The following is a 17153-nucleotide window of genomic DNA, read 5'->3' on the forward strand; positions in this document are numbered from 1 at the left end:
TGGACTCCTTGTTTACTTGCCGTGCTTTTGCTTGTAGTCGTCGACGGCGGCCTTGATCGCGTCCTCGGCGAGGATGGAGCAGTGGATCTTGACCGGCGGCAGCGCTAGCTCTTCGGCGATCTGGGTGTTCTTGATCGATAGCGCCTCGTCGAGCGTCTTGCCCTTCACCCACTCGGTGACCAGCGAGCTCGACGCGATCGCGGAGCCGCAGCCGTAGGTCTTGAACTTTGCGTCTTCGATCACGCCGTCTTCGCCGACCTTGATCTGCAGCTTCATCACGTCGCCGCAGGCCGGCGCGCCGACCATGCCGGTGCCGACGGTGTTGTCGCCCTTGTCGAAAGCGCCGACGTTGCGCGGGTTTTCGTAGTGGTCGAGGACTTTTTCGCTGTATGCCATGGTGTTCTCCGGTGCCGGGGCGGGCGGCGGCGCCGCCCGCGGTTGCAGTCTCTTAGTGGGCGGCCCACTGTACGGTGTTCAGGTCGACGCCGTCCTTGTACATCTCCCACAGCGGCGAGAGTTCGCGCAGCTTGCCGATCTTCTGCTTGAGCAGCTCGACCGCGTAGTCGACTTCTTCTTCGGTGGTGAAACGGCCGATGGTGAAGCGGATCGAGCTGTGCGCCATCTCGTCGTTGCGGCCGAGCGCACGCAGCACGTACGAAGGCTCGAGCGAGGCCGACGTGCACGCCGAACCGCTGGACACTGCGAGGTTCTTGATCGCCATGATCAGGCTCTCGCCTTCGACGAAGTTGAAGCTGACGTTCAGGTTGTGCGGCACGCGCTGTTCGATGTCGCCGTTGATGTACACCTCTTCCATGTCCTTGATGCCGTTCCACAGACGGTTGCGCAGCATGCGGATGCGTTCGTTCTCGGTGTGCATCTCTTCGCGCGCGATGCGGTACGCCTCGCCCATGCCGACGATCTGGTGGGTCGCCAGCGTGCCCGAGCGGAAGCCGCGCTCGTGGCCGCCGCCGTGCATCTGCGCTTCCAGGCGCACGCGCGGCTTGCGGCGCACGTAGAGGGCGCCGATGCCCTTGGGCCCGTAGGTCTTGTGCGCGGACAGGCTCATCAGGTCGACCTTGAGGGTCGCCAGGTCGATGTCGACCTTGCCGGTTGCCTGTGCGGCGTCGACGTGGAACAGGACGCCCTTCTCGCGGCACATTTCGCCGATGGCTGGGATGTCCTGGATCACGCCGATCTCGTTGTTCACGTACATCACCGAGACGAGGAGGGTGTCCGGGCGGATCGCCGCCTTCAGCTCGTCCATGTCGATCAGGCCGTTTTCCTGCACGCCAAGATAGGTGACCTCGAAGCCCTCGCGTTCGAGTTCGCGGCAGGTGTCGAGCACGGCCTTGTGTTCGGTCTTGACGGTGATCAGATGCTTGCCCTTGCCCTGATAGAAGTGGGCGGCACCCTTGATCGCCAGGTTGTTCGACTCGGTCGCGCCCGACGTCCAGATGATTTCCTTGGGATCGCAGCCCAGCAGGTTCGCGACCTCGACGCGCGCGTTCTCGACAGCCGCCTCGGCGTCCCAGCCGAAGGCGTGGCTGCGCGAGGCCGGATTGCCGAACTGCGCGGTCAGGTAGGGGATCATCTTGTCGGCGACGCGCGGGTCAACCGGCGTCGTCGCCGAGTAGTCGAGGTAGATCGGGAACTTGAGTTCGCTCATTTTCTGGGATTCTCCACTGGATGGGGCCGCTGCTTCAGGCCGCGCCGGCTACCTGCTCCGGTACGCGCTTGTCGTGGATCACGCTGGTTTCCTTCGCCTTGTGCTGGCGCACGAGGCCGCCCAGCGTGACGTTGGACAGGTAGTTGAACAGGGTGGCGTTGAGGTCGGTCCACAAATCGTGTGTCATGCAGCGGTGATTGTCATGGCAGTTCTCGCGGCCGGCACACTGGGTGGCGTCGACCGGTTCGTCGACGGCCACGATGATCTGCGCGACCGTGATGTCATCTGCTTCACGGGCAAGAGTATACCCCCCGCCGGGGCCTCTTGTGCTCGTGACCAGCGCGTTGCGGCGCAATTTGCCGAACAGCTGCTCGAGGTAGGACAGCGAGATGCCCTGCCGTTCGCTGATGCCGGCCAGCGTCACCGGGCCGCGGCTCTCGCGCAGCGCCAGATCGAGCATCGCGGTAACCGCGAAACGTCCCTTGGTGGTCAGTCGCATGGTGAAGTCTTCCTTTGTCGTGGGCGCCCGCAGCGGCGGGACAGGCTTATTATGATTATTTCCGACCAAACTGGTCAAGTATTGCGTGCGTGTCCGGTATCCCGCACGGCTTGCGCTTCAATATCCGATTATTTTACTTGGATTTTTGGGCTTTGTGCCAGCACCTGCCTGCGAGTCGATAGGGGGTGCTTATGACAGTCCGGCATGAAGGTGTATTATCCAGCCGCTAACACTTACAACCCAGACAACCTAAGGCGGCGCGCGGCAAGGCGCGCACGCGCGGAGTTTTTGCATGCACAAGGTCGTGATCAGCGGCACCGGTCTTTTCACTCCGCCCAACGCGGTCAGCAACGAGGCGCTGGTCGAGGCGTTCAACGCGTGGGTGCGCAAGGCCAACGCCGCGAACGCGGAGGCGATCGCAGCGGGCAGCGTCGAGCCGCTGCCCGAGTCGAGCGCGGAATTCATCGTCAAGGCGTCCGGCATCCGCCAGCGCTACCTGATGGACGCCGCCGGCGTGCTCGACCCGGAACGCATGGTGCCCCACCTTGGTGAGCGGCCGAACGAGGCGCTGTCGGTGCAGGCCGAGATGGCGGTCGCCGCCGCCCGTGACGCGCTCGCGCGCGCCGGCCGCGCGGGCAGTGACGTCGACCTGGTGATCTGCGCATGCTCCAACCTGCAGCGCGCCTACCCGGCGGTGGCGATCGAGGTGCAGCAGGCGATCGGCGCGGCAGGCTTTGCCTACGACATGAACGTTGCCTGCTCGTCGGCGACCTTCGGCATCCAGGCCGCGGTCAGCGCGATCGCGACCGGCGCCGCGCGCACCGTGCTGGTGGTCAACCCGGAGATCTGCTCGGCCCACCTCAATTTCCGCGACCGCGACAGCCACTTCATCTTCGGCGACGCGGCGACCGCGGTGCTGCTCGAGCGTGCCGACGCGGCCACCGCCGAGGGCCGCCTGGAAGTACTCGGCTGCAAGCTCGCGACCGTGTTCTCCAACAACATCCGCAACAACGCGGGCTTCCTGAACCGTTGCGACGAAGCGGGCATCGGCGCGCCCGACAAGCTGTTTGTCCAGCAGGGGCGCAAGGTGTTCAAGGAAGTCTGCCCGATGGTCGGCGAGCACATCGTCGGCCATCTGGGCGAGCTTGGCATCGCGGCGGAGGGCGTGCGCCGCTTCTGGCTGCACCAGGCCAACCTGGCGATGAATCAGCTGATCGCGCGCCGCGTGCTGGGGCGCGAGGCGACAGAAAACGAGGCGCCAGTGATCCTCGACCGCTACGCCAACACGAGCTCGGCCGGCTCGGTGATCGCGCTGCACCTGCACCGCGACGACCTCGCATCCGGCGAAATCGGCGTGCTCTCGTCGTTTGGCGCCGGCTACTCGGTCGGCAGCGTGGTGTTGCGCCGCATCTAAATGCCTTGGTTGCAAGAAACTTTGCCTTTTTATGACAAGGATCTTGCATTTGGTATTGTGTTTGCTTAGTGTCAGTTTCATGCGGCGGCCCTGGCCGCCGCGTCTCTACCTGAGGGAGAAACTACATGAAGATAAACAAACGCATTCTCGTCGCCGCAGGCCTGCTGGCCGCGGCCAACCTGGCGTCCGCCGCCGGCACGCTGATTTACTGCTCCGAGGCGAGCCCGGAAGGCTTCGACAACGCGCAGTACACCGGCGGCAACAGCTTCGATGCCTCCGGCCACGCCGTGTACAACCGTCTGGTCGAATTCGAGCAGGGTTCGACCAAGCTGCAGCCGGGCCTGGCCGAGAGCTGGACCGTGTCGCCGGACGGCAAGGTGTACACCTTCAAGCTCCGCAAGGGCGTGAAGTTCCACACCACCGACTTCTTCAAGCCCTCGCGCGACTTCAACGCCGACGACGTGGTGCTGACCTTCGACCGCATGGTCAACAAGAACAACGCCTTCCGCAAGGCGTACCCGGTCGAGTTCCCGTACGCGTCCGACACCGGCCTCGACGCCAATATCGTCTCAGTCGAGAAGGTCGACCCGAATACCGTGCGCTTCGTGCTCAAGGAGCCGGACGCCGACCTGCTGGCCAAGATCGCGATGCCGTTCGCGTCGGTACTCTCCGCCGAGTACGTCGGCCAGCTGATGGCCGCCGGCAAGGCCGCCGAGATCAACCAGAAGCCGGTCGGCACCGGCCCCTTCGTGTTCAAGCGCTACCAGAAGGACGCGCAGATCCGCTTCGCTGCGAACAAGGACTACTGGAAGAAGGGCGCGGTCAAGGTCGACAACCTGGTGTTCGCGATCACCACCGACCCGTCGGTACGCTTCCAGAAAATGAAGGCCGGCGAGTGCCAGATCATGTCCTACCCGAAGCCGACCGACCTCGCCGCGATGAAGACCGACCCCAAGATGAAGATGACCTCGTCGCAGGGCTTCAATATCGGCTACCTGTCGTACAACACCGAAAAGCCGCTGCTGAAGAAAACCGAGGTACGCCAGGCGCTCGACATGGCGATCAACCGCAAGGCGATCATCGACGCGGTGTACCAGGGGCAGGGCGTCGAAGCGTCCAACCCGATCCCGCCGACGCTGTGGTCGTACAACAAGTCGCTGAAGAACGCCGCTTACGATCCGGCCAAGGCCAAGGCCCTGCTCGCCAAGGCCGGCTATCCGAACGGCTTCGAGATCACGCTGTGGGCGATGCCGGTGCAGCGCCCGTACAACCCGAACGCCAAGCTGATGGCCGAGATGATCCAGGCCGACTGGGCGAAGATCGGCGTCAAGGCCAAGATCACCAGCTACGAGTGGGGCGAGTACCTCAAGCGGATGAAGAACGGCGAGCACGACACCGGCCTGATCGGCTGGACCGGTGACTACGCGTCGCCGGACAACTTCCTGGGCGTGCTGCTGACCTGCGAGGCGGTCGGTGGCTCCAACTACGCGCGCTACTGCAGCAAGGAATTCGACCAGCTGGTACTGGCCGCGCGCAAGTCGACCAACGTCGCCGAGCGCACCAAGTTGTACGCGAAGGCGCAGGAAGTGTTCAAGCGTGACCTGCCGTGGTCGACCATCGCCCACTCGACGGTCAACCAGCCGATGCGCAAGGAAGTGAACGGCTTCAAGATCAGCCCGTTCGGCGACTACACCTTCCAGAACGTCAGCGTCCGCTAACACTGTCGGACAATATACAGAAAGCCCTCCGCACGCGGAGGGCTTTCTGTTGCCCGCCCCTAGCGGGTGGCATGCGGCTGATTTGGTTGAATATTATTTTCTGCTTTTATTGTTTGTCATTTTATTGCGATAATACATTTCCTTTTGGAATATTAATTCATTAATTATAGAATCCGCGCTTGTCAATTGGTTTGTAATTAAATAATGTCTTTTGAGTGCAGTCGGTTCCTGACCGGACGCACCCCATCCAAGCCAAAGAGAAGTGGAGCCAGAAAATGAAAAGAAGCAAGCAATGGCTGATCGCGGCGGGCCTGATGGCCAGCGCGGTAGCAAGCCAGGCGGCCGGAACCCTGATCTACTGTTCCGAGAGCAGCCCCGGTGGTTTTGACCCCGCGCAGTACCTGTCCGGCGCCGACTTCGACGCGTCCGCCGAGACCGTGTTCAACCGCCTGGTCGAGTTCGAGCGGGGCGGCACCAAGGTGATCCCGGCGCTGGCAGAATCGTGGACCATCTCGCCGGACGGCAAGGTGTACACCTTCAAGCTCCGCAAGGGCGTGAAGTTCCACAGCACCGACTACTTCAAGCCGACGCGCGACTTCAATGCCGACGACGTGGTGTTCACCTTCACGCGCATGCTCGACAAGAACCACCCGTTCCGCAAGGCGTACCCGACCGAGTTCCCGTATTTCACCGACATGGGGCTGGACGGCAATATCGCCAAGGTCGAGAAGCTCGATCCGCAGACCGTGCGCTTCACGCTGAAGAACGTCGACGCCGCCTTCATCCAGAACCTGGCGATGAGCTTCGCGTCGGTGCAGTCGGCCGAATACGCTGACAAGCTCCTGAAGGCCGGCAAGGCCTCCGAGATCAACCAGAAACCGATCGGCACCGGCCCCTTCGTGTTCCGCCGCTACCAGAAGGACGCGCAGATCCGCTTTAGCGGCAACAAGCAGTACTGGAAGCCCGCCGACGTCAAGCTCGACAACCTGGTGTTCGCAATCACCACTGACGCGTCGGTCCGCGCGCAGAAGCTGAAGAAGGGCGAGTGCCACGTCACCGTCTACCCGCGCCCGGCCGACGTGCCGTCGCTGAAGGCCGACCCCAACGTCACCGTGCTGAGCAAGCCGGGCTTCAACCTGGGTTACCTCGCGTACAACGTCGACAAGCCGACGCTGAAGAAGCTCGAGGTACGCCAGGCGCTTGACATGGCCGTCAACAAGGACGCGATCCTGAAGGCGGTCTACCAGGACGCCGGCCAGAAGGCAGACAACGCGCTGCCGCCGACTCAGTGGTCGTACAACAAGTCGATCAAGTCGACCGCGTACAACCCGGCCAAGGCCAAGGAGCTGTTGGCCAAGGCGGGTTACCCGAACGGCTTCGAGATGACGCTGTGGGCGATGCCGGTGCAGCGTCCGTACAACCCGAACGCGCGGCTGATGGCCGAGATGATGCAGGCCGACTTCGCCAAGGTCGGCGTCAAGGCCAAGATCGTCAGCTACGAGTGGGGCGAGTACATGAAGCGCGCGATGAAGGGCGAGCACGACGCGATCCTGATCGGCTGGACCGGCGACAACGGCGACCCGGACAACTGGATGAACAACCTGTACGGCTGCGACTCGGTCAAGGGCAGCAACTACTCGAAGTGGTGCTACAAGCCGTTCGACGACCTGGTGCAGAAGGCCAAGGTGACGACCAACGTCGCCGAGCGCAGCAAGCTCTACTCGAAGTCGCAGGAAGTGTTGAAGGGCCAGGTGCCGATCACGCCGATCGCGCACTCGACCGTCAACCAGCCGGTGCGCAAGAACGTCGAAGGCTTCAAGGTCAGCCCCTTCGGCCTGCATTCCTTCTACGGCGTGTCGGTGAAGTAAGTGTTTGACCGCCGGGCAACCGGCGGCAGCGGCGCGGGTCAGCAGCCAGTCAAGAGCCTGCCGCCCGCGTCTGGCGGGCCGGGGACAACCCGGCCCAAGGCCCGGAAACCTGATCCGGGGCTTCAAGGGGAATGGAATCGGCACCTGGTGCCGGGAGAGAAACGATGTTCACTTTTATCCTTCGTCGGCTTGGCTTGCTGATACCGACGTTCTTCGGCATTACGCTGTTGACCTTCGGCCTGATCCGGATGATCCCGGGCGACCCGGTCGAGGTGATGATGGGCGAGCGCTCGCTCGACCCGCAGATGCACGCGGAGGCGCTGCACCGGCTGGGGCTGGACAAGCCGCTTTACGCGCAATACTTCGATTACCTCTCCAACCTGGCGCGGGGTGACCTCGGCCAGTCGTTGGTGACCCGCGAGAACGTGTGGGCCGAATTCACCACGCTGTTCCCGGCGACGCTGGAGCTTGCCCTGTGCGCGATGCTGTTCGCCAGTGTGCTCGGCCTGCTCGCCGGCGTGCTCGCCGCGATCAAGCGCGGCTCGCTGTTCGACCACGGCGTGATGGGCATCTCGCTGACCGGCTTCTCGATGCCGATCTTCTGGTGGGGCCTGGTGCTGATCATGTTCTTCTCGGTGTCGCTCGGCTGGACGCCGGTGTCGGGCCGGCTGGACCTGATGTTCGACATCCCGCCGGACACCGGCTTCATGCTGATCGACGCGTGGCGCGCCGAGGCGGCGGACCCCGAGTACAACGCCGGCGCGTTCAAGGACGCGCTGATGCACCTGATCCTGCCGTCCATCGTGCTGGGCACCATCCCGCTGGCGGTGATCGCGCGGATGACCCGCTCGTCGATGCTCGAGGTGATGCAGGAAGACTACGTGCGCACCGCGCGCGCCAAGGGCCTGTCGCCGGCGCGCGTGATCTTCGTACACACCCTGCGCAACGCGCTGATCCCGGTGCTGACCGTGATGGGCCTGCAAGTGGGCGTGCTGATGGGCGGCGCGGTGCTGACCGAGACCATCTTCTCGTGGCCGGGCATCGGCAAGTGGCTGATCGACGCGATCGGCCGGCGCGACTATCCGGTGGTGCAGAACGGCATCCTGATCGTCGCCACCCTGGTGATCCTGACCAACTTCATCGTCGACATCCTGTACGGCATCGCCAACCCGCGCATCCGTCACGCCAAATAAGGAAGCAACCATGACGCAAGCCAACAGCGCCCTCAAGGCCCCGGCCGACGACGTGGCGGTCAGCTACCCAAGCCCCCTCAAGGAATTCTGGCAGGGCTTTTCCTTCAACAAGGGCGCGGTCGCCGGCATGCTGTTCATGCTGGTGGTGTTCTTCGCGGCGATCTTCGCGCCGTGGGTCGCGCCATACAGCCCGATCGAGCAGTTCCGCGACCACCTGCTGACGCCGCCGTCCTGGCTGGAAGGCGGCTCGAGCGCTTATCTCCTGGGTACCGACGAGCTCGGCCGCGACATCCTGTCGCGCCTGATCTACGGCGCGCGCCTGTCGCTCTTCATCGGCGTCTCGTCGGTGCTGATGTCGCTGATCCCGGGCATCGTGCTGGGCCTGGTGGCCGCGTTCTTCCCGCGCGTGGCCGGCCCCGCGATCATGCGCCTGATGGACGTGATGATGGCGCTGCCGGCGCTTTTGCTCGCGGTCGCCATCGTCGCCATCCTAGGCCCGGGCCTCGTCAACACCATGATCGCGATCGCGGTGGTCGCGCTGCCGGGCTATGTGCGCCTGACCCGCGCCTCGGCGCTGACGGAGCTGAACCGCGACTACGTGACCGCCAGCCGTGTCGCCGGCGCCGGCAAGCTGCGCCTGATGTTCGTGACCGTGCTGCCCAACTGCATGGCGCCCCTGATCGTGCACGCGACGATGAGCTTCTCCTCGGCCATCCTCGAAGCCGCCGCGCTGGGCTTCCTCGGCCTTGGCGTACAGCCGCCGACCCCGGAGTGGGGCACCATGCTCGCCTCCGCGCGCGACTACATCGAGCGCGCGTGGTGGGTGGTGACCATGCCCGGCCTGACCATCCTGTTTTCGGTGCTGGCGATCAACCTGATGGGCGACGGCCTGCGCGACGCGCTCGACCCCAAACTCAAGCGTGCAGCCTAAGGAGAGCAAAATGAGCCTGTTGGAAATCAAGAACCTCTCCGTGCAGTTCGGCCGCAAGGACGCTCCGTTCAACGCGGTCGAGGGCCTCGACCTGACGGTCGATGAGGGCGAACTGGTCGGCATCGTCGGCGAGTCCGGCTCGGGCAAGTCGGTGACCATGATGGCGATGATGGGCCTGCTCGAAGGGCAGGGGCGCATCGTCGCCGACAAGCTGTCGTTCGACGGCAAGGATTTGCTGACCATCAGCGCGCGCGAGCGGCGCAAGATCGTCGGCAAGGACATCGCGATGATCTTCCAGGACCCGATGACGTCGCTGAACCCCAGCTATACCGTCGGCTACCAGATCATGGAAGTGCTGAAGGTGCACCAGGGCCTGAGGGGCGCCGCGCTCAAGGCGCGCGCGCTCGAACTGATGCAGATGGTCGAGATCCCGGCCGCCGAGAGCCGGTTGTCGGCGTACCCGCACCAGCTCTCCGGCGGCATGAGCCAGCGCGTGGTGATCGCGATGGCGATCGCGTGCAAGCCCAAGCTCCTGATCGCCGACGAGCCGACCACTGCGCTCGACGTGACCATCCAGGCGCAGATCATGGAGCTCTTGGTCTCGCTGCAGAAGAGCCAGAACATGGCGCTGATCATGATCACCCACGACCTGGCGGTGATCGCCGAAATCGCGCAGCGCGTGGCGGTGATGTACGCGGGGCAGGTGGTCGAGATGGGCGCCGTGCCCGGGCTCTTCCGCCAGCCGGTGCACCCGTACACAGAGGCGCTGCTCTCGTCCATCCCCGAGCACAGCAAGGGCGCGAGCCGCCTGTCGACGCTGCTGGGCATCGTCCCCGGCCAGTACGACCGCCCGGCAGGCTGCCTGCTCTCGCCGCGCTGTCCGTACGCCAAGCCCGATTGCATCAGGCAGAGGCCGGCGCTGACCACGCACGGCGAGGGCGCGTACCGCTGCCACTACCCGCTACTGAACAAGGAGGCCGCACGATGAGCGCGACCGTATTGCGTGCCCGCGACCTGACCCGCCACTACGAGGTCTCGCAGGGCTTTCTGAAGCCGACCGGCGTGGTGCGCGCGCTGGGCGGGGTGTCCTTCGAGTTGCAGGCGGGCAAGACGCTGGCGGTGGTCGGCGAGTCCGGCTGCGGCAAGTCGACGCTGGCGCGCGCGCTGACGCTGATCGAGACGCCGACCTCGGGCTCGCTCGAGCTTGACGGCGTCGACGTGGTGGCCGGCGCCAAGGCCGACATCCGCAGCCTGCGCAGCAAGGTGCAGATGGTGTTCCAGAACCCGTACGCGTCGCTGAACCCGCGCCAGAAGATCGGCGTGCAACTGGCCGAGCCGCTGCTGATCAATACCGACCTCTCGGCCGCCGAGCGCGAGGCGCGCGTCAAGGAGATGATGGGCATCGTCGGCCTGCGCCCCGAGCACTACTACCGCTATCCGCACATGTTCTCCGGTGGCCAGCGCCAGCGGATCGCCATCGCGCGGGCGATGATGCTGCGCCCGAAGATCGTGGTCGCCGACGAGCCGACCAGCGCGCTTGACGTGTCGATCCAGGCGCAGGTGCTCAACCTGTTCATGGACCTGCAGCAGGAGCTGGGGACCGCCTACGTGTTCATCTCGCACAACCTGTCGGTGGTCGAGCATGTGGCGGACGACGTGATGGTGATGTACCTGGGGCGCACGGTCGAGATGGGCAGCAAGGCGCAGATCTACGGTGCACCGCGCCACCCGTACACCCGCGCGCTGCTGTCGGCGACGCCGTCGATCCACCCGGAGGACAGGCGGGTCAAGATCAAGATCGAGGGCGAACTGCCCAGCCCGCTCAACCCGCCGACAGGCTGCGCCTTCCACAAGCGCTGCCCGTTCGCCCAGGCCCGTTGCCAGCAGGAGGTGCCGCTGTTGCGCGAGGTGGACGGCCACCAGGTCGCCTGCCACTTCGCCGAAGAAATCGCGTAAGCGGGCTTTGCGCTGGTGTGTAGCCCCGTGCGGATGCACGGGGCTTTTGCATTGCAGCAGGGACGGCTTGCCCCTGCCCGGCGTCGGCGTTACAGTGTGCCGATAACCATTTAATATGAATAAAGGGGAGCGCCTTGAAACGAGCCGTATACGCCGGCAGCTTCGACCCGGTGACCAACGGTCACCTGTGGATGATCCGCGAGGCGGTCGAGCTGTTTGACGAGCTGGTGGTCGCCATCGGCGTCAACCCCGAGAAGCGTTGCACCTTCAGCGTTGAGGAACGCGCCGAGATGCTGCGCGCGGTCACCCGCGGCCTCGACAAGCTGAAGATCGAGGTGTTCGAGAACCAGTTCCTGGTCAACTACGCGCAGAGCATCGACGCCAACTACATCGTGCGCGGCATCCGCACCGCCAGCGACTACGAGTACGAGCGCACCATGCGCTATATCAACTCGGACCTGCACCCCGAGATCACCACCGTGTTCCTGTTGCCGCCGCGCGAGTACGCCGAGGTGTCCTCGACCATGGTCAAGGGCCTGGTCGGCCCGGATGGCTGGGAGAAGGTGATCCGCCAGTACGTCGCAGAACCCGTCTACCGCAAGCTGGTCGCGCTTTACGGCACCGAGGAGTAGCCCGCCAGGGGGTGGGGCTTGACCGGTTTGTTATACTGTTGCGTTCGACGTTCACGCAGCAGGGGGCAATATGGTCGACGTCTCGCCTTTTTTGAACCGCCTGGCCAAGAATTACAAGCATCTGGCCAAGTGGGCACGCCGCCAGGAAATCGAAGCCTGGCGCGTCTATGACCGCGATATCCCGCAGTTTCCGCTCGCGGTCGACCTCTACGGCGCTCGCGCGCAGGTCTACGAATACGACACCGGCTGGCAGATCGACGACGACAGCTACCAGGCGTGGCTGGATGCCGTGCTTGGCGCGATCAGCGAGGTGACCGGCATCGGGCGCGATGCCATCGCGGTGAAGACCCGCCGCCGCCAGAAGGGTGTCCAGCAATACGAGAAACTGTCGGCCCAGCGCCACGACTTCGTCGTCGGCGAGCAGGGGCAGCGCTTCTGGGTCAACCTGGACGACTACCTCGACACCGGGCTCTTCCTCGACCACCGCAACACCCGCCGGCGCGTGCGCGAGGAGGCCGCCGGCAAGCGCTTCCTCAACCTGTTCGCGTATACCGGCAGCTTCAGCGTGTACGCGGCGGCCGGCGGCGCGGTCTCGTCGGAGACGGTCGACCTGTCGAACACCTACCAGGACTGGACGCGCCGCAACTTCGAGCTCAACGGGGTCAACCTCGCACGCCACCAGCTGGTGCGTGCCGACGTGTTCCAGTACCTGGACGACGCCGCGCGCGACAACAAGCGCTTCGATTTGATCGTGATGGACCCGCCGAGCTTCTCCAACTCGAAGAAGATGCTGGAAATCCTCGACGTGCAGCGCGACCAGGTCCGGCTCATCGACTGCGCGATGGACCTGCTTGCGGAAGATGGCGTGCTCTATTTCTCGAACAACCTGAGGAGCTTCACGCTCGAGCCCTCGCTCGAGGCGCGTTACGCGGTGCGCGACATCAGCGCGCAGTCGGTGCCGGAGGACTTCCGCAACCGCAAGATCCACCAGTGCTGGCGCATCACCCACCGTAAGGCATGAGCAGCGCTCCGGCATGGCGCCGGCTACAACAAAAATACAGGAGGCATGATTAATGGATCTGGATTTCTACGGCACGCTGGTCGCCGCGTCGCTGGTGTTGCTCGCCGGGCGCATGATCGTCGCGCGGGTGTCGGTGTTGCGCAATTTCAACATTCCCGAGCCGGTCGCAGGCGGCCTGCTGGTCGCGCTGGGGCTGCTCGCGCTGCGCTCGGCGACCGGCACCGAGGTGCATTTCGACACCGCCTTGCAGACGCCACTGATGCTGGCGTTCTTCGCGTCGATCGGCCTGTCGGCTGACCTCGCCCGCTTGCGTAGCGGCGGCAAGGCGCTGGTGCGTTTCCTCTTCGTGGTGGTCGGCCTGCTTGTCGTGCAGAACATCCTCGGCGTGTCGCTGGCGACGCTGCTCGGCCTCGACCCGCTGATGGGCTTACTGGCCGGCTCGATCACGCTTTCCGGCGGCCACGGCACCGGCGCGGCGTGGAGCGCGGTGTTCGCCAACAAGTACGGCCTGCCCTCGGCGACCGAGCTTGCGGTGGCGACCGCGACCTTCGGCCTGGTGCTGGGCGGCCTGCTCGGCGGCCCGGTCGCGCACCTGTTGCTCTCAAGGGTGAAGGCGCCCGGCGCCGAGCACAACGCCGACGACGAGCCGCAGGGCTTCGAGCAGCCCGACCATGTGCGCCTGATCACCCAGTTCAGCTTCATCGAGACGCTGGCGCTGATCGCGGTCAGCCTGCTGGTGGGCACCGCGCTCGCCGGCTGGATCCGCGGCACGCCGTTCGAGCTGCCGACCTTCGTATGCGTGCTGTTCGTCGGCGTGGTGCTGCGCAACGGGCTGGAGGCGCTTGGCGTGCACAAGGTGTTCGAGCGCGAGGTGTCGCTGGTCGGCAACGTCAGCCTGTCGCTGTTCCTAGCGATGGCGCTGATGTCGCTCAAGCTGTGGGATCTCGCCGCGCTCGCGCTGCCGATCTTCGTGCTCCTGGTCGCGCAGGCGGCGGCGATGGCGCTGTACGCGATCTTCGTGACCTTCCGCGTGATGGGCCGCAACTACGACGCGGTGGTGCTCGCGGCCGGCCATTGCGGCTTCGGCCTGGGCGCGACGCCGACGGCGATTGCCAACATGCAGGCGGTGACCCAGCATTTCGGCCCGTCCCACCTCGCATTTCTGGTGGTGCCGATGGTCGGCGCGTTCTTCATCGACATCGCCAACGCGATCGTGATCAAGCTGTTCCTCGCGCTGCCCTTCATTGGCTGACGCTATCGGCCCATCGGCAAAAACAATGCGGTGGGCCGCTTGCAAGCGGCACGGCGCGCCCAACCTAGGAGAAAAGGGCGGCGCAAGCTGACGCGCCGCCGCATCCCATCCCTAGAACTGGAGCCGCCATGGCCTACGTCGACATCACCGCAGACACCTTCAACGACACCGTCAAGCAGGACGGCATCGTCATCCTCGACTTCTGGGCGCCGTGGTGCGGCCCGTGCAAGAGCTTCGGCCCGGTGTTCGAGGCGGCGTCCGGGCAGCACGCCGACGTCGTGTTCGGCAAGATCAACACCGAGCAAGAGCAGGAGCTCGCTGCCCACTTCGGCATCCGCTCGATCCCGACGCTGATCGCGCTGCGCGACGGCATCATGGTGTTCAACCAGGCCGGCGCGATGATGGCGCCGCAGTTCGAGCAGCTGATCCAGGCCGTGAAGGGCCTCGACATGGACAAGGTGCGCGCCGAAGTCGCCGAACACGAGGCCGGCTCGGCCTCCTGAGCCGCCTGAAAACCACGCCCTGCCAACCGCCGGCTACGCCCGGCGGTTTTTTGCGCTTGTCCTTGTCACCTGGCAGGCGGCAAAATCGCCGTTTGCCCAAGAATTCCGCCCGCGTGCGGGCCGCCTGTCCATGAAAAGAACTTCATTCCTGCTGCTCTCCCTCACCCTGTGGCTTGCCGCGTGCTCCAGCGTCGCGCCGCCGGGCAAACCTTCCCCCGGCGCGCCCGAAGGCGTGCGCTACGAACCGGTCGCGTTCGCGAACCTGCCCGGCTGGGGCGACGCCGAGCGCGCCAAGAGCCTGGACGCGCTGCGCGAGAGCTGCCGCGTGCTCGCGCGCCGCGACGGCTGGGCCGGCGCGTGCAGCGCGGCGGCGGCGGTCGACACGGCCGACAGCGCGGCGGTGCGCCGCTATTTCGAGCAGTCGTTCGCGCCGTGGCGCATCGTCGAGGCGGGCAAGGACGCCGGTCTGATCACCGGCTACTACGAGCCGCTGCTCAACGGCAGCCGCGTGAAGAGCGCGCGCACGCCTTACCCGGTGTACGGCGTGCCGGCCGACCTCGCGGTCGCCGACGTGACGCCCGCGCAGCGCGCGCGCGAGCAGCTGGTGTTGCGCCCGGCCGGCGCCAACCGTTACGCGGTGGTCGAAGGCAAGGTAAGCCCATCTGCCGGCGAGCTTGTCGCGCGTCCGCGCGAGTTCGCGATCGACAGCCGTACCGCGCGGCTGAAGGGGCGCATCGACGGCAACCGCTTCGTGCCGTATTACCCGCGCGCGCAGATCAGCGCCGGGCAGGGCGTCGGCCAGGCCGAGGTGCTCGCCTGGGTCGAGGACGCGGTCGAACTCTTCTTCCTGCAGGTGCAAGGCTCGGGCCGCATCCAGCTCGACGACGGTTCCATGCTGCGCGTCGGTTACGCCGAGCAGAACGGCTACCCCTACGTGTCGATCGGCCGCCACCTGGTCGACCGCGGCGAGCTGACGCTCGCCGACGCGTCGATGCAGGGCATCCAGGCATGGATCAAGCGCAACCCGAATCGCATGGACGAACTATTCAATGTGAATCCCAGTTATGTATTCTTCCGCAGGCTGGGTGAAACCGGCGGCGGGCCGCTGGGCTCGCTCGGCGTGCCGCTGACCGACGGTTACAGCGTCGCGGTCGACCCGCGCTACGTGCCGCTGGGCGTGCCGGTGTTCCTCGACACCACCTGGCCGCTGACCGCGTCGCCGCTGCGCCGCGTGATGCTGGCGCAGGATACCGGTGGCGCGATCCGCGGCGCCAACCGTGCCGACTTCTTCTGGGGCTTCGGCACCGAGGCCGGCATGTACGCCGGCCGCATGAAACAGCAGGGCAGCCTGTGGCTGCTGTTGCCGCGCGGGGTCAACCCGCCGGCCTGACCCCTTACTGCAGTCCTGGAGCTTGTCGATGACGCAGCCGTGCCGCGCCTTCCTTGCCTTGCTGCTCGCGGCGCTTGCCGCCTGCAGCGCCGAAACCGAAGCGCCGCCCAAGGCGGCCGCGCCGGTGAAAGTGCTCTCCGCGGCCGACGTTACGGTCGCCCGCGTGTCGACGGTGCGCGAGAGCGTGCCCCTGAACGCGACCTTGTCGGCCCTGTCGACCAGCGAACTGGCCGCGCAGGGCGAAGGGCGGGTGCAGGCGGTGGCGGTGCGCGAGGGCGAGCGGGTGCGCCGCGGCCAGTTGCTCGCGCGCGTCGACGCGCAATTGCTTGCCGAGGCGGTGCGCGAGCAGGAGGCGCAACTGGCCAACGAGCAGGCGCGGCTGGAGCTTGCCCGCGTCAAGCTTGAAAAGCAGCGCGAACTCTACCGGCAGGGCTTCATCTCGGCGCTGGCCATCGCCGAGCTCGAGAGCGACTACAAGGTGCGCGAGGGCAGCCTGGCGGCGCAGGCAGCGCAGCTCGCGCGTGCGCGCCGCGCGCTGACGGACAGCGAGATCCGTTCGCCGATCGACGGCGTGCTGTTCCGGCGCAGCGTCAACCCGGGCGACAGCGTGTCGCGCAACCAGAAGCTGTTCGCGGTCGCCGACCTGTCGGTGCTCGAGGCGGTCGCCGCCGTGCCCGCGCGGCGGGTGTCGGCCATCGCGCCCGGCCAGAAGGCCTGGCTGTCGGTGGAAGGGGGCGCGCCGGTGTGGGGGCAGGTGGTGCGCGTGAACCCGGTCGCCAACGAGGGCAGCCGCAGCTTCAACGTCTATGTGCGGATCGACAACCGGGACGGCCGCCTCAAGGCCGGCCAGTTTGCCAAGGGGGCCGTGGTGCTCGCCGAGCGCAGCGACCGCGTCGCCTTGCCCGCGTCGGCGCTGTCGCGCAAGCAGGGCGCCGCGAGCGTGCTGGTGGTGGAGGGCGGCGTGCTCAAGGCGCGGCCGGTGACGCCGCTGCTGGAAGACGAGGCGAACGCTCAGGTCGCGCTCGACGGTGTGCGCGCGGGCGAGCGGGTGCTGCTGCTTCAGGGGCTGCATGCGGGCGAGCGGGTGACGCTCGCGGCGGGGGGCTGAGC

At 65.7% G+C, this 17153-nt stretch carries 16 protein-coding genes; 13 read left to right on the forward strand and 3 right to left on the reverse strand.

Going from position 1 to position 17153, the window contains the following annotated elements:
• Positions 1-12: 12 nt before the first annotated feature.
• From iscU to iscR, 3 genes are read right to left on the reverse strand one after another with little or no spacing between them, the layout of a single operon-like run.
• Positions 13-396, reverse strand: a complete 384-nt coding sequence (iscU, locus tag E5K04_RS09260; protein ID WP_136553313.1) for a Fe-S cluster assembly scaffold IscU — start codon at positions 394-396, stop codon at positions 13-15.
• Positions 397-448: 52 nt separating this feature from the next.
• Positions 449-1666 (reverse strand): IscS subfamily cysteine desulfurase, encoded by a 1218-nt coding sequence (locus E5K04_RS09265; protein ID WP_136553315.1) that lies wholly within the window; start codon positions 1664-1666, stop codon positions 449-451.
• A 34-nt stretch (positions 1667-1700) separates the two neighbouring features.
• Entirely contained in the window at positions 1701-2165 is a 465-nt protein-coding gene (iscR, locus tag E5K04_RS09270) for a Fe-S cluster assembly transcriptional regulator IscR (RefSeq protein WP_136553317.1), read from the reverse strand.
• 292 nt (positions 2166-2457) lie between these two features.
• Here iscR and E5K04_RS09275 point away from each other — a divergent pair, with 292 nt between their 5' ends.
• The 13 genes from E5K04_RS09275 to E5K04_RS09335 all read left to right on the forward strand — a co-directional run bounded on the left by E5K04_RS09275 (position 2458) and on the right by E5K04_RS09335 (position 17151).
• A complete protein-coding gene (locus E5K04_RS09275; RefSeq protein WP_136553319.1) occupies positions 2458-3579 on the forward strand; it encodes a beta-ketoacyl-ACP synthase III in 1122 nt (373 codons plus the stop codon).
• Between the two features lie 125 nt (positions 3580-3704).
• Complete coding sequence (locus tag E5K04_RS09280; protein ID WP_136553321.1) at positions 3705-5297, forward strand: ABC transporter substrate-binding protein; 1593 nt, start codon at positions 3705-3707, stop codon at positions 5295-5297.
• Positions 5298-5572: 275 nt separating this feature from the next.
• Entirely contained in the window at positions 5573-7165 is a 1593-nt protein-coding gene (locus E5K04_RS09285; RefSeq protein ID WP_136553323.1) for an ABC transporter substrate-binding protein, read from the forward strand.
• A 164-nt stretch (positions 7166-7329) separates the two neighbouring features.
• On the forward strand, positions 7330-8358 hold the full coding sequence (locus E5K04_RS09290) for an ABC transporter permease subunit (protein WP_136553325.1): 1029 nt from the start codon (positions 7330-7332) through the stop codon (positions 8356-8358).
• A gap of 10 nt (positions 8359-8368) precedes the next feature.
• Positions 8369-9289: an ABC transporter permease subunit gene (locus E5K04_RS09295; RefSeq protein WP_136553327.1), complete on the forward strand. Its 921-nt coding sequence runs from the start codon at positions 8369-8371 to the stop codon at positions 9287-9289.
• A 10-nt stretch (positions 9290-9299) separates the two neighbouring features.
• On the forward strand, positions 9300-10277 hold the full coding sequence (locus E5K04_RS09300; protein ID WP_136553330.1) for an ABC transporter ATP-binding protein: 978 nt from the start codon (positions 9300-9302) through the stop codon (positions 10275-10277).
• Complete coding sequence (locus E5K04_RS09305) at positions 10274-11245, forward strand: peptide ABC transporter ATP-binding protein (protein ID WP_136553332.1); 972 nt, start codon at positions 10274-10276, stop codon at positions 11243-11245. The genes E5K04_RS09300 and E5K04_RS09305 overlap by 4 nt, the downstream gene beginning before the upstream one ends.
• Positions 11246-11379: 134 nt before the next feature.
• Positions 11380-11877, forward strand: coding sequence for a pantetheine-phosphate adenylyltransferase (gene coaD / locus E5K04_RS09310; RefSeq protein ID WP_136553335.1), 498 nt, complete (start codon positions 11380-11382; stop codon positions 11875-11877).
• 70 nt (positions 11878-11947) lie between these two features.
• The gene (locus E5K04_RS09315; RefSeq protein ID WP_136553337.1) at positions 11948-12898 is read left to right on the forward strand and encodes a class I SAM-dependent methyltransferase; all 951 of its coding nucleotides are present in this window, start codon (positions 11948-11950) and stop codon (positions 12896-12898) included.
• A 52-nt stretch (positions 12899-12950) separates the two neighbouring features.
• Positions 12951-14150, forward strand: a complete 1200-nt coding sequence (gene gltS / locus E5K04_RS09320; protein ID WP_136553339.1) for a sodium/glutamate symporter — start codon at positions 12951-12953, stop codon at positions 14148-14150.
• Between the two features lie 128 nt (positions 14151-14278).
• Positions 14279-14653 (forward strand): thioredoxin, encoded by a 375-nt coding sequence (trxA, locus tag E5K04_RS09325; RefSeq protein ID WP_136553341.1) that lies wholly within the window; start codon positions 14279-14281, stop codon positions 14651-14653.
• Positions 14654-14783: 130 nt separating this feature from the next.
• On the forward strand, positions 14784-16043 hold the full coding sequence (gene mltA, locus E5K04_RS09330; protein ID WP_136553343.1) for a murein transglycosylase A: 1260 nt from the start codon (positions 14784-14786) through the stop codon (positions 16041-16043).
• A gap of 28 nt (positions 16044-16071) precedes the next feature.
• Positions 16072-17151 (forward strand): efflux RND transporter periplasmic adaptor subunit, encoded by a 1080-nt coding sequence (locus E5K04_RS09335; protein WP_136553346.1) that lies wholly within the window; start codon positions 16072-16074, stop codon positions 17149-17151.
• Positions 17152-17153 lie beyond the last annotated feature (2 nt).

Origin of the sequence: Crenobacter intestini (assembly GCF_004919095.1) — a bacterium.
GTDB classification, from domain to species: domain Bacteria; phylum Pseudomonadota; class Gammaproteobacteria; order Burkholderiales; family Chromobacteriaceae; genus Craterilacuibacter; species Craterilacuibacter intestini.